This window comes from Alkalimonas collagenimarina (assembly GCF_030717845.1).
Lineage (GTDB): Bacteria > Pseudomonadota > Gammaproteobacteria > Enterobacterales > Alteromonadaceae > Alkalimonas > Alkalimonas collagenimarina.
Genome location: NZ_JAUZVZ010000041.1, coordinates 1 through 13,333, shown reverse-complemented (window position 1 = coordinate 13,333; position 13,333 = coordinate 1). Strand labels below are relative to the sequence as shown.

10 protein-coding genes are annotated in these 13,333 nt (G+C 52.1%); 5 read left to right on the top strand and 5 right to left on the bottom strand.

Annotation, left to right across the window (positions count from 1 at the left end; translation table 11 throughout):
- Positions 1 to 36: 36 nt before the first annotated feature.
- Together Q3O60_RS17230 and Q3O60_RS17225 are read right to left on the bottom strand one after the other, a co-directional pair.
- Complete coding sequence (locus Q3O60_RS17230; protein ID WP_305895169.1) at positions 37 to 2,451, bottom strand: S9 family peptidase; 2,415 nt, start codon at positions 2,449 to 2,451, stop codon at positions 37 to 39.
- Between the two features lie 80 nt (positions 2,452 to 2,531).
- Positions 2,532 to 4,610 (bottom strand): M13 family metallopeptidase, encoded by a 2,079-nt coding sequence (locus Q3O60_RS17225; RefSeq protein ID WP_305895168.1) that lies wholly within the window; start codon positions 4,608 to 4,610, stop codon positions 2,532 to 2,534.
- A gap of 214 nt (positions 4,611 to 4,824) precedes the next feature.
- On the opposite strand from Q3O60_RS17225, the gene Q3O60_RS17220 reads away from it, so the two are divergent.
- From Q3O60_RS17220 to Q3O60_RS17210, 3 genes are read left to right on the top strand one after another with little or no spacing between them, the layout of a single operon-like run.
- The gene (locus Q3O60_RS17220) at positions 4,825 to 5,238 is read left to right on the top strand and encodes a DUF350 domain-containing protein (RefSeq protein ID WP_305895167.1); all 414 of its coding nucleotides are present in this window, start codon (positions 4,825 to 4,827) and stop codon (positions 5,236 to 5,238) included.
- Between the two features lie 10 nt (positions 5,239 to 5,248).
- Complete coding sequence (locus tag Q3O60_RS17215) at positions 5,249 to 5,878, top strand: DUF1190 domain-containing protein (protein ID WP_305895166.1); 630 nt, start codon at positions 5,249 to 5,251, stop codon at positions 5,876 to 5,878.
- Between the two features lie 2 nt (positions 5,879 to 5,880).
- Entirely contained in the window at positions 5,881 to 7,029 is a 1,149-nt protein-coding gene (locus tag Q3O60_RS17210) for a glutathionylspermidine synthase family protein (RefSeq protein ID WP_305895165.1), read from the top strand.
- On the opposite strand, the gene Q3O60_RS17205 is transcribed toward Q3O60_RS17210, so the two are convergent.
- Both Q3O60_RS17205 and lepB read right to left on the bottom strand, forming a co-directional pair.
- Positions 7,016 to 7,786, bottom strand: coding sequence for a hypothetical protein (locus Q3O60_RS17205; protein ID WP_305895164.1), 771 nt, complete (start codon positions 7,784 to 7,786; stop codon positions 7,016 to 7,018). The two genes, Q3O60_RS17210 and Q3O60_RS17205, sit on opposite strands and share 14 nt — an antisense overlap.
- Before the next feature lie 328 nt (positions 7,787 to 8,114).
- On the bottom strand, positions 8,115 to 8,765 hold the full coding sequence (gene lepB, locus Q3O60_RS17200) for a signal peptidase I (protein ID WP_305895163.1): 651 nt from the start codon (positions 8,763 to 8,765) through the stop codon (positions 8,115 to 8,117).
- 574 nt (positions 8,766 to 9,339) lie between these two features.
- Between lepB and argA the strand changes: the two genes are divergently transcribed.
- Positions 9,340 to 10,662 (top strand): amino-acid N-acetyltransferase, encoded by a 1,323-nt coding sequence (gene argA / locus Q3O60_RS17195; RefSeq protein ID WP_305895162.1) that lies wholly within the window; start codon positions 9,340 to 9,342, stop codon positions 10,660 to 10,662.
- Between the two features lie 54 nt (positions 10,663 to 10,716).
- Positions 10,717 to 12,831: a DUF6351 family protein gene (locus Q3O60_RS17190; RefSeq protein WP_305895161.1), complete on the top strand. Its 2,115-nt coding sequence runs from the start codon at positions 10,717 to 10,719 to the stop codon at positions 12,829 to 12,831.
- On the opposite strand, the gene Q3O60_RS17185 is transcribed toward Q3O60_RS17190, so the two are convergent.
- A partial coding sequence (locus Q3O60_RS17185) for a PUA domain-containing protein (RefSeq protein ID WP_369812685.1) occupies positions 12,816 to 13,333 on the bottom strand: 518 nt, incomplete at its 5' end. The genes Q3O60_RS17190 and Q3O60_RS17185 overlap by 16 nt on opposite strands.

The window sequence follows — 13,333 nt, the reverse complement described above, 5'->3', positions numbered from 1 at the left end:
AGCCTGAGCTGGTTTTTTTATAGGTAATGCAACGATTTAGTCGTCAGAACGCGGTTCGGCGTTCTTCACAAACTCATCCAGCCAGTTGACGGTTTCCCACAGCATATGCAGCACCGATTCACGGGCGCGGTAGCCATGCGACTCCAATGGCAGCATCACCAGACGAGTGGTGCCGCCATTGCCCTTAATGGCCTGATACAGACGTTCGCTTTGCATCGGGAAGGTCCCTGAGTTGTTGTCTTCAGCGCCATGGATCAACAGCAGTGGCGTTTTGATTTTTTCCGCATGAAAGAATGGCGACATGCGGATGTACAGATCGGTATCATCCCATAAGGTGCGCTGCTCGCGTTGAAAACCAAAAGGCGTCAGGCTTCGGTTGTAAGCACCACTGCGGGCAATACCAGCGCGGAACAAGTCCGAATGCGCCAGTACATTGGCCGTCATAAAGGCACCGTACGAATGGCCGCCAAGGGCAACCCGATCCGGATCGGTTACGCCACGGCTTACTCCTGCTTCGATGGCCGCTTTCGAGTTCATCACCAGCTGTTCGATAAAGGTATCGTTCGGCTCTTTATCGCCCTCGCCAACAATCGGCATGGTGGCGCTATCCAATACCGCATAGCCCTGGGTTGCCAGAAACTGCGGGTTCCAGTAACTGATACGGTTAAAGCGGTAGGGAGACCCCGTGACCTGACCGGCGGCGTCGTTGCTACGGAACTCGCGCGGGTACGCCCAGATAATGGTGGGTAACGGGCCATCACGTTCGGCATCATACCCGGCGGGTAGCAACAAGCTGGCAGACATCGGTACGCCATCTTCGCGTTGATAGTGGATCATCTCGCGGCTGATGCCTTTGGTCTGTGGCATTGGATGCGGGGTTTCGGTAACAGCGGCTAAGTCGCCACTTTGCAAATCACGTAAGTAAAAATCAGGCGGCGTATCGATGCTTTCACGTTGCGTCAGCAGGCGACCATCGGCGCGAAGCGTAATGGGGTATTCGTAGTAAGGTGCTTCTGAGCGCCACAGCCGTTCGGTGTCACCACTCGCTAGTTGCAAGCGATCGATAAAGGGACGGTCGCCTTCGTCCGAGGCACCGGCTCCGGTCAGCAAAACAGAGCCATTATCCATACGTAGCACCCGGTTGCCATTGGCATCGGTCCGGGTCAGCGGTGTGCCGGGGTCGTTGTAACGATCTTCAGACGAACGTTCCCACAGTAATCGTGGCTCGTGATCGGTTAGTAGCCAGAGTTTCTCCTGACGATCTTGCCACCAGCGCTCCCACACCAGGCTGGTGCCATCGTCGGCCGTAAGCAACGAGGCAAAGCGATAACTTAAATCGAGCAAGGCTTCTACATCACCACTAAAGGGAGCCGCCAATTGATACAGACGATCACGGGCGTCGGCTTGTTGGCGCGGGTCGCCTCCATCTTGCGCTTGCGCCCAGACCAGCGTGGCTGGTTGATCGGTACGCCATTGAATGGAGCGGCGGCTATCAACCACCGCATCAAAGGCAATCGGTAAGTTATCTGCCAGTGGCTGCTGCTCAACGGTATAGAGTAGCTCGCCGCGCTGGTTCAGTACTTCGCTGGTGCGGGCAAAGCGGAACCAGGGCACGGCATAGGAATAGGGCTCGGTAAAACGCGTAGTGAGCAGATGCTGGTTATCTGGCGATAGTGAAAAGCCAAGATAAGGTTTGGCCCCGGTGATCATCTGAATACGCTTGTTGAGTCCCACCCGTACCAGTTGGCTGGCCATGTAATAATTGAACAAGGCTTCATCATGGCTGTTTTGCAGCAAATCCTGATAAGTACGGGCTGGTGCAGTACGGCCGCGAACTTCCGTGACCACAGGCCCAGCGGGAACCGCTGGTGCCGCGGGCTCAGCGCCACGCTTCGCATCCACCGCTAACAGATAGACTGCCTGGCTGTCTGCCGACCATTGCATCTCACCACCACGAATGGCATTGGCCCGAACGTTCGACCAGCGCTCGGCGCGGCCACGGTTGATATCAACCCGCCATAAAGCCGTGTGATCGGCTTCCAGCTGCAGAAACGCAAGGTAATTGCTATCGGGCGACCAGCTGACCGACAGCACCCGAAGGTTTTTTGGCAGACCTCGGATAGCTTTGGGTTGCTGACTGTCGAGCTCGATCAGTTGCAGGCCAGACAAATAACGAGGCTGGCTTGGTGCTTGATTGCTTGGGTTAAAACGAATACCCGCTAAACGGTATTCCGGCTCGGCTAAATCCAGTAGCGATGGCAAGGCCGGGCGCTCTAACGACAACAGGTAGCGGCCATCAGGGCTCAGGCTGGCAGACGGCGGCGGTGGTGCATCGACAATATCGATAATGTCAGCCGTTGGCTCCATGTAGCCGATATCAACGGCTTCCGCCCAGAGCGGCTGACTGACAAGCAGTACATAGGCAAACAGTAATGAGGTAAGAAAACGCATAGAAGATCCCTTAGGTGGTTCAATGAACTCGTGTTATGAACCATGCTGACATCAGCCAGCATGGAACCCGGTGGTTTTAATTACCAAATCTTCACTCGAACGTCTTCTTCACGGTACATGCCATCACCTGGCTGCACATCAAAGGCTTGGTAAAACTCTGGCATATTGGACAGGGTACCCAGTACGCGATACTTGCCTGGTGAGTGTGGCCCGGTGATCACTTGCTGGCGCAAGGCTTCATCTCGGAACTTGATGCGCCAGATTTGACCCCAGCCCATAAAGAAGCGTTGTTCACCGGTAAAGCCATCAATGACGGGTGCTGGTTGGCCTTCAAGCGAGTTCTGATAAGCGCGGTAAGACACGGTTAAACCACCCAAATCGGCGATATTTTCACCAAGGCCCAGAGCGCCTTGCAGGTACAGGTCATCAATCGGATTGAAAGCGCTGTACTGATCGATCATCCGTTGCGCCCGCTCACTGAATTGACGCTCATCGCTTTCAGTCCACCAATCGCGTAAATTGCCTTCGCCATCGGAGCGGCGGCCCTGGTCATCAAAACCATGGGTGATTTCATGGCCGATCACGCCGCCAATAGCGCCATAGTTCAGTGCATCATCGGCATTTACATCAAAAAATGGTGGTTGCAAAATGGCGGCTGGAAAGACAATTTCATTCATGGTCGAGCTGTAATAAGCATTAACGGTCTGTGGTGTCATGCCCCATTCATCGCGGTTCACCGGTTGGCCTAAGCGAGCAATCATACGCTCATACTCGCATTCGGCGCTTCGGCGAGCGTTGCCAATCAGGTCATCGGCAGCAATGGTCAGGCAGTCGTAATCACGCCAGACATCCGGGTAACCAATTTTGGTATTAAAGCTGGCCAGTTTGGCCTGAGCCTCTACCTTGGTGTCGTCACTCATCCACTCCAACTGGTCGATGGCTTCTTTAAAGGCGACTTTCAGGTTTTGGACCAACTCATCCATCCGCTCTTTCGCTTCAGGTTGAAAGTGGCGTGCCACGTACTCTTTGCCAATCAAGAAGCCCAGCATCCGTTCGGTGGTATTAACCGCTCGTTTTTCGCGGCTACGTTGTTCTTGCTGGCCACTTAACGTTTTACCATAGAAATTAAAGCTGGCTTCATCAAACGCAGCAGGCAGCATGGAGGCATTGCCGCGCAGCAGATGAAAACGCAGGTATTGCTGCCAATCGGCAATGGAGATCTGCTGTTGCAGTTCGGCAAAGGCGCTGAAGTAGCTCGGTTGTCGAACGACCAGCGCATCAATGTCACCCAGCTCTGCCGCCTGAAACAACGAGGACCAATCCATACCTGGCGCAGCTTCAGCCAGTTCAGCCAGCGTCATCTTATTGTAGGTAGCGTTGCGATCACGGTTTTGTACACGGCTCCATTGGATTTCTGCCAATTGCCGCTCGATGGCAACAATGGTTTCTGCTGCTTTATCGCCTTCATCCCAACCCGCCAATTGCCAGAACTGGGCAATCATCGCCTGATACTCTTCGAGCAGCTTTAGCGAGCGCTCATCGTCTTTTAAATAGTAATCCCGATCTGGTAAGCCGAGGCCTGATTGGCTGGTGGCAGTAATGTACTGATCGGATTGGCGTTGGTCCTGGCCAACGAATACCACCAGCGGTGTGCCGGTACGGATGGATTGCCACTGACCCCAAAGTGTTGTCAGGTCAGTATGGCTTTCCAGCGCATCAATGGCCGCAAAATGTGATTGCAGCGGGGTCAGCCCTAGCCTTTCAATGGTGTCGGTATCCAGGTAAGAACGAAACAGATCGGCAATCTTCTGGCCTTCTGAGTCTTGTTCCTGCGGGGTAGCTGCCAGCTCCTGAATAATAGTCAATACCTGTTGCTCGGCAGCTTCGCGTAGTTCGTCAAAGCTACCCCAGCGAGCACGGTCAGCAGGGATTTCAGTGCGCTCCAGCCACTGGCCGTTAACGAAGCGGAAAAAGTTTTGTTGTGGTTCAACCGTGCGGTCCAGGTTTTCAAGTTCGATACCGGAACTTAAAGCAGGTTGTGACTGAGTCGCCGCAACATCCTGAGACGTATCTTGACTGACCGGCGTAGGATCACCGCCGCAGCCAGTAAGAGCCAGACTGACTGCCAGTGCGACAGAGCTAAGAAGGGTTTTTTTCATGGGTAGTTACCTGTGGTTGTTTCATCTGGTTTTAGTTTTAATGGATGTTTCTGCACCAGTGTATAAATAACCTCGTCAATGTAAAGAGGCTTACGCTCTATCGCCCATTGTTCGCGGTTAATTGGCCTGGATAGCCAGAAAGGCTTGTGTTTATAGCTAATTTTCGTCAGGATCGATCACCAATTGAACCATCATCCCGTCTCAGGAGCCTATTATGCTGGATACTGCTTTGCACTCGTTGGCAGGTGTACCTTATTTTGCCTTGTATTTTATCCTTGCCGCCGTGTTGCTATTGGCGTTTGCTCGTATCTACAGCTGGGTGACACCGCATCATGAATTTGATTTGATCCGCGCCAACAACAGCGCTGCGGCAGTGGCTTTTGGGGGTGCGCTGATTGGTTTTTCCATTCCGCTGTCCAGCGCCATTACCCACTCAATGTCGTTGATTGACTGCGCCATCTGGGGTGCTGTGGCGCTGGTGGTGCAAGTGCTGACCTTCTTTGTGGTGAAGCTGATACTAAAGCAGTTGCCAGAACGTATCCGCCAGGGCGAAATGGCAGCCGGTATTTTTTCTGCCGCTTGTTCGATTGCGGTTGGCATGCTCAATGCTGCCAGCATGAGTTACTAAGGAGCCGTTGATGAAACGAAGTAAAAAAGCCGCTCTGATCCTGATGGCGCCAGTCGCTACTATGATACTGGCAGGCTGTGGCGAGAAAGAACAGGAAGTGCATGTGTTTCATAACGTGGACGAGTGTGCAGCCTATTATCACCCACCGGCGGAATGCCAGGCTGAATTTGCCAAAGCCGAAGCGTTGCATACTCAGGTGGCACCGCGCTATCAAAACCAGCAGGAGTGCGAAACCGACTTTGGCCCCGGCCAGTGCGAAACCGCGCCCGAGCGCCATCAAGGCGGCAGCTTCTTTATGCCGATGATGATGGGCTACATGGCGGGCCAGATGATGAATCGAGGCAATCTGGCTGGTGGTCAGGCAACACAAACGCAGCCATCATCCAGTCAGGCTAGCGGGGGGCGTGGTGCAGCAGTGCCCACCCAGCCACTGTATAAATCGCGTGATGACCGCTCGACCTTCCGTACCGCCAGCAATCAGGCGGTAGCCAGTCAGCCGGGCGCGACTCAGGTGCGTCCTTCTGCCGTGCAACCGCAGCGTGCTCGCTTGGTACAGCGCGGTGGTTTTGGCCAGCAAGCAGCGGTGCGGCAAGAAGCGCAGCGTCGTCAGGCCAACCGTCAACGCAGTTACGGCAGTTAACGATGAAGCGAGTCAACAGCACGCCCCGGCCAGGCTGGCAGGCGTATGCTGAAAGTTTAGGCTTTCAGTTTCATACCATTGATGGTGAAACCTACTGGGATGAAAGCGCATATTACCAGTTTAGCCTGCGCCAGATTGAGCAAGACCTGGAGGATGTGACCGAAGAGTTGCATGCCATGGCGATGGATCTGATCCCGGATATTCTGGCCGATGAACAAAAGCTCGACCAGTTGGCCATTCCAGGCGACTTTCGTGATGCCTTAGCGGCCTCCTGGCAACGCGGCGATCCGCATTTGTATGGCCGGATGGATCTGGTGTACGACGGCACAGGCCCGGCCAAATTGCTGGAGCTGAATTACGATACGCCCACCTCCCTGTACGAGACTGGCTTTTTCCAATGGGTCTGGCTGGAAGATCAGCTGATGCGTGGCGAGTTGCCAAACGGCGCCGATCAGTTCAATTCGTTACAAGACAAGCTAGAGCAAGCTTTTGCCGGCTTGCCATTGCCGCAACCGTTTCACTTTACCAGTGTGCGCGAAAGCATCGAAGACAAAGGCACCGTCGATTACCTGCTGGATATCGCCACCCAAAGCGGTATTGATGGCCGCTACATTGCACTGGAAGATATCGGTGCGCTGGATGGCCAGTTCTATGATACCGATGGTGAGCCTATCACCGGTTTATTTAAGCTGTATCCATGGGAGTTTATGCTGGAAGAGCAATTCGCCCGCAATGCCACCACCTCAGAAACACTCTGGCTGGAACCGTTGTGGAAACTACTGTTATCGAACAAAGGGATTCTGCCGCTGTTATGGCAAAAGCACCCGGGCCACCCCAACCTGCTGGAAAGTCATTTTGATCACGGCAAAGCACTGGATAAAGGCTGGCTGCGCAAGCCGCTGTTCTCGCGTGAAGGTGCCAACATCGAGCTGGTCACTGCCGATGGCAAGCGGTTAAGTGAGCCAGGCCCCTATCAGGACGCGCCCTTTATTCGCCAAAAGCTACAACCACTACCAACCTTCGCCGGCAACTACACCTTAATCGGCAGCTGGGTGGTCGGCGACAGCGCCGCCGGTATCGGCATCCGCGAAGACAACAGCCTGATCACCAAAGACAGCTCGCGCTTTTTACCGCATATTATTTTGGAATAAAATAGAGGAGGGAACCGTGGCTACGGAACGTGTTCATGGTTCTTATGTCTTCAGCATTAATGAACAATACCACTGCTTTGTTAATACTTCTGGGTGGCTGCCATGTTCCTTCTTTGAGTATTATATTTGTGACGCCCAAAGCCGCTAGCGCATCAAGTTCATAGCTCCAAAATCCCATCTGATATGCATTTATACGGTGTTTTTCGTACTGACCGAAGACCATGATTCTATAGTCTATTCCCGTACTCTGCATCAACAGACATTCTCTTTTATGAAAACGGCCAAACGGAAAGGCCAGTTTTCCTCTATATTTTTCTTTAAATCGCTCAAGGTCGCATTGCTGTGTCAGCCTTGAAATGTCCTTTAAGTATGTTCTATCTGTGAAGGGCAACTCTAACCGCTGAAGCAAGCCACCATGCCAACCCAGCAGGCTGTGTTTGCTGAGGATTTTATTGTTACCTGCCAGAAATACGTAGTTTGCACAAGAAGACATACAATAGTCTCCAACTTCAACATCAAGCAGGTTGTTAATGATCCACTCTCCAAGTTGAATACCGTATTCAACGACTCCCCCTGGGCTGGATATGATAAGGCGCTTAGGTTTTATAGGGGCATTGTCGTAGAGAGCAAAAACCACATCATTTTTCGCTTCGGTTATGCTGCCTGAATACTCAATGTTGCCATGGCTATTTATCGACACGTCAGCATCTACAGTGCTCGGTAATGAAATGATTAGAAAAAAGAAGATTTTTTTCATTATTGATACCTCTGCATATTAAACCTACTGCGCATGCTGGTGCCTTTAAAGAAAGCGATTGCGGCTTAAAGTGTTAGATTAGTTAGAGTGATCTTTTGCCCTGAGTGCACTCTGAACTTTAAGAAGTGCTTTATGTAAGTAGATCAGCGCAACGTAGACTACTGCGAACGAAAAAACGTCACGTAGCAGATAGTAAAGAGAGAATGGTTCCGTCAAAACGTTGTAATAGATCCCCAGGGAGGTGGATAGCAGCTTGTGGATCACAACTGCCAGTAAGACGGTAATCAAACATTGCATCAAAGCGTTCCTTTTATGAGTCCGTGGCGGTTTAATGGAGGGGTAGCCATATTGGTTTAGCTGTGACAGCTTCAGTCATTTTTGCTCCAAGCTGAGGTGGTCGTGAGAACGTTGCTGTTAAAGGTATGGATTGCAGTCCGGTCTCTGGTCCACCTTTATACATTGCCTGAGCAATAATTTGCTGTTTGCGGATAGTACCGAAGTGACGTGAGTCGATACTGTGGCCTGGGGCATCACCCAGCACAAAGTATTCATCAGCGCCCAGCACAAATTCGCTATGCCGGGATGGGCAGCGCGCCCTGGCAAAGGCTTTGCCTTGCCAGCTATTGTGAAATGAGTATCGGAAGCCATTCACGTAGACTGCGGTATCACAAATTTTAATGGTGTCACCTGGTATGCCATGAATCCTTTTGGCGTAGGGATCATCGTAATCCGGTATGGTGATTAGTACCACTGTGCCGGGTGAAAGGGCGATTGGTCTGGTGCGTGAAAGGAGAAAATCATCATGCTTAATTACAGGATAACTTGAGGAGCCCTTAGCAACAGTGAATAAGTAACCGCTCAGCGTGGGGCTATTGATAAAGCCATAGGTAGCAGCCATGGCTGCTAAAAAATACAGCACACCAGCAATAGCTTTTTTCCGGATAACAAGCAGGCTTTGCACCAATATCAGCACTGCCATAAAAAGCATCCACGATAGTAAACTGCTGAACTGTTCGAAAACGCCAAAAAGCCATGGCAGTAGAATGCCTGCCAGAGTCACCAGGGCATGAAGCGCAAGCGTAAAATGCAATCTTGTCGTGATCATATCTGGATACAACCAGTCGTTGTGCTAAACCATCGCTTCACAAGACACCTGGTAAATGAAGATGTTAAAATTGGCGGCTGGTAATTTACATGAATCGCCTGCAAAAGTCTAAATAAGGCAATGGCCTCTCAAGGAGAGCGCTTAATGAAAAATATGAATACAAAAGCATTGTTGGTGATATGAAGTAAAAGAATAAAAATGCGATATTTTCGGATAAAAATCCATTGTTATTTTTGGGCCGTAATCGGCAAAATCAATATCTTAATGATAATTAAGCTTATTTATTTTTTTATAATGTTAATTCATGAATACTTGTTGATTATTTATCCTTATTTTGTGTATAGTTATTCTTTGTTGATTCACGCGGTTGTTCTGGCTTTGTCATCGTCTTGTCATGCCGCCGCGCTACACCCTGTTTAGTCTTTCAATTACCGAGGAAGAAAGCCACGTGCGTACCACTGAACTTGTTTCTGGCTTTCGCCAGTCTGCCCCCTATGTCAATGCGCATCGTGGTAAAACCTTTGTGGTGATGCTGGGTGGGGAGGCGATCTCGCAACCCGGCTTTCGTAGCATTATCAATGATATTGCCTTGCTGAATAGCTTAGGCATTAAAATCGTGCTGGTGTATGGCGCGCGGCCGCAGATCAATCAGGCACTGCAACAAGCTGGGCTGGCCGCTGAGTACCATAAGCGGGTGCGGGTCACTGACGATGAGGCGTTTCAGTGCATCAAGCAGGTGGCAGGGGCCTTGCAACTGGATATCACCGCCCGGCTGTCGATGAGTTTAAGCAATACCCCAATGCAGGGCGCGCAAATTAACGTGGTCAGTGGCAACTTTGTTATTGCGCAGCCTATAGGCGTAGATGAAGGCGTCGATTATTGCCATAGCGGCCGGGTGCGGCGCATTGATGTGCAGGGCATTCGCCGTCAGCTCGATAGTAATGGCATGGTGCTGATGGGGCCTATCGCCGCGTCAGTCACCGGTGAGAGTTTTAACCTGACGGCGGAAGAAATTGCCACTCAGGTGGCGATTAAACTGAAAGCCGATAAAATGATAGGTTTTAGCGAAGACGGCGGCATATTGGACGAAAATGGCGATATTATCCCCGAACTTTTGCCCAATTCAGCGAGCCTTATTTTAGAGCGTCTGGAGCAGAGCACAGATTGTTGCGCGGCCACCCAGGCGTTTTTGCACGCCGCTATTACCGCTTGTCGGGCTGGTGTGCCGCGCTGCCATTTAATCAGTTACAGTGCTGATGGTTCCTTGCTGCAAGAGCTGTTCTCGCGCGATGGTATTGGTACCCAGATGGCGACCGAGTCGGCTGAACAATTGCGCCCCGCCACCATTGCCGATATTGGTGGTATTTTGGATCTAATCCGGCCGTTAGAACAGCAAGGTCTGCTGGTGCGTCGATCGCGTGAGCAGTTGGAGATTGAGATCGATCAGTTTGTGGTGATTGAACGCGAAGGACTAATCATCGGTTGTGCTGCCTTGTATCCGTTTTCTGAGGAGTTGGTCGGTGAATTTGCCTGTGTCGCAGTGCACCCGGATTATCGCGATGCCGATCGCGGCTCGGTACTATTGAAATACATCATCCAGCAAGCGAAAAGTCGGCATTACCACACCCTGTTTGCTCTGACCACTCGCAGCATTCATTGGTTTTTAGAGCATGGCTTTGTATTAGCTGATGTCGGCGATTTACCGGCGCAAAAACAGCAGCTATACAATTATCAACGTAAATCCAAGGTGTTGGCACTGTCTTTGTCATAGCACAAGTCATACGTCTTGCTATCCTTACTGAAGCGACTCGATAAGGAGGGCTTGATGCGTGTACTGAAATGGTTATTGCTGCTTGGGCTGGTGCTGGCTTTGATCCTGCTGTGGCCACAAAAAGACATACCGGGTAGTTTCTATGAACCCCATCCGGTGCTAGCGGTGCCGCCAGAGCGACACGGTGACTTGCTGCCGGTAGATGATTTTATCGGCCGCACGACCCGGCCGGTTGATCCCTACTCCTACCCTATTCCTCTGGGTGAGGTGGGCCCGTCCATCCCGATCTTTTCTGGCCCTCAGCAATACCCGTTCTATTGTGCTTTTCATCAAATGGGCATCGAACCACCGCTTATCGACAATGACGACGGCTATGGCATCGCGGTCCTGAATGAAGCCGGAGAGCTACAAGGCTACAGCAAGGATTGCCTGCATCCGAGCCGGCTGCTGTGGTTTACCCTAAACACAGCTGGCGAGGTGGCCAGTTATCAAGGCGGTGACTTGGCCGCGGGTGAATGGCTGCTTCGGGCTGAGCTTGGTACCATTCAGCGTCACTTTTATTTGTTGGTGATGCCGGTTCAACCGGATGAGTTTCCTCAGCGTACCGGCAAAACATTGTGGAATAACAAGCTGATTTATCAGTTTCATGGTGGCGTCGGCATCGGTTTTCGTCAGGGTGAGCTGCGTATTGAGCGCTTGCTGCGCAATCGCGCTGCCCAGTTGCGACAAGGCTATGCGGTGGTCAGTAGCAGCGCCAATCGTACCAGTCATACCTATCATTTTTTGCGTGCTGAAGAAGTGGCGCGACAACTGAAGCAACACTTTATCAGCTTGTATGGTGAGCCGGAAATGACCATCGGCATTGGTGGCTCTGGTGGTGGTATTGCGCAATATTTATTGGCGCAAAATGCCCCCGATGTGTTGGATGCTGCCATCGCTCAGTACAGCTACCCGGATATGCTTAGTCAGGTACAGTATGCGCTTGACTGCGATCTGCTGCACAACTACTACTATTTTACCGCCGATGAGAAGGCGTTCTGGCAATCCTGGCAGCATCGGCAGTGGGTCGAAGGGTTGAGCACCGTACCGGATCAGCAGGTACGCTTTGGGCGGGAGATCAGTGCTATTCAGCTGTTATCAGGCAAAAAACCGACACCGATGGAGGGGGCAACTCAGTGCATCAATGCCTGGTTTGGCTTGTCATCGATGGTGCATAACCCCTATCAGGGCCGGTTACGGCCTTTTGTCAGTGAGGCGGTGCTACAAAGTACCCATTGGAGTTACTGGGAAGATCTGGTGGATCTATACGGCCGCGATGAGCATGGCTTTGCCCATAGCTTATGGGACAACACTGGGGTGCAATACGGTTTGCTGGCACTACGGGATGGCAGGCTTAGCCCGGAGCAATTTATTGAGCTGAATGCCCGCATAGGCAGTTGGTTGCCAGCGCATCAGATGCAGCCAGAGCAGGCCCGTTTTTTGCCTGTCTGGCATACGCCGATCTGGTTAAGTGCCTTTGGCCGACAGAATATGGCTGCACCAGAGCGAACCGATTCCGGGCTTGAGGTGGCTCCACGTTATCGAGCCAATCGCGAGGCGATGGAGCGCGCTTATCGTTATGGTCAGTTGTTTGTTGGCAAACTGAGTATTCCGGTGCTGGATTTGCGCCATTATCTCGACCCGGTGCTGGATATGCATCACTTGCAGCCGTCCTTTATGGCTCGTGAGCGTTTAGCGATGCAAGGTAATGACCACTGGCAGCGCATCTGGGTCAGCCATCCGGATCACACGCCTGAGCAGCAAGCGTTTGATGCGGTGGTGGCGTGGGTTCGTGCTGGTCAGGCGCCCGATAGTGCCTCCGATCGCTGCTTTGATGCCAGCGGCCAGGTGATTGCACAAGGCGATACTGTGTGGCAGGACGATGGCGTTTGCCGCCAAATCTATCCGGTTCTTAGCAATAGCCGGGAGCAGGCTGGGGCCCCTGGTCATGGTTTGCATATGCAGTGTGCCCTGCAACCGATAGAGCGAGCACTTGCGGCTGGTGAGTACGCTGACGTCGATATGACCTCTTGGCTCAGCAAGCTTAAACAGATCTTCCCCGATGGTGTTTGCGATTATCAGCAGCCGGATGAGGCGTATCCGCTTGGTTGGACTTACCCTTTGGATTGAGCGGCGGCTTCGGCCGCCGACAACAACACCATATCATCGCGGTGGATCACCTCTTCACGACCACAGTAACCGAGCTGAGCGGTGATTTGTTGGCTATGCAACCCCTTGATCTGGTGGAGCTCGCTGGCATGAAACTGGCTGGTGCCTTTGGCGATTGGCTGGCCGCTTTGATCGCATAGCAGCACGGCATCGCCTTTCTCAAACTGCCCTCGTACTGTGGTGATGCCGGTTGCCAGCAAGGAAGCGCCTTGATATTGCAACGCCTTCACTGCACCGGCATCCAGTTGAATAGACCCTTGCGCTTTCAAGCCATGCAGTAGCCAGTGTTTTTTCGCGCTGATCCGCTCTTGTTGGCGATGAAACAAGGTACCGGCCGCCTTGCCTTGCAGCAGGGTGTCAAATACCTCTGGTTTCTGGCCATTGATAATGAGGGTGTCAATGCCCTGTTGGCTGGCTTTTTGCGCCGCTTGTAGCTTGGTGACCATGCCGCCGGTGCCAACGC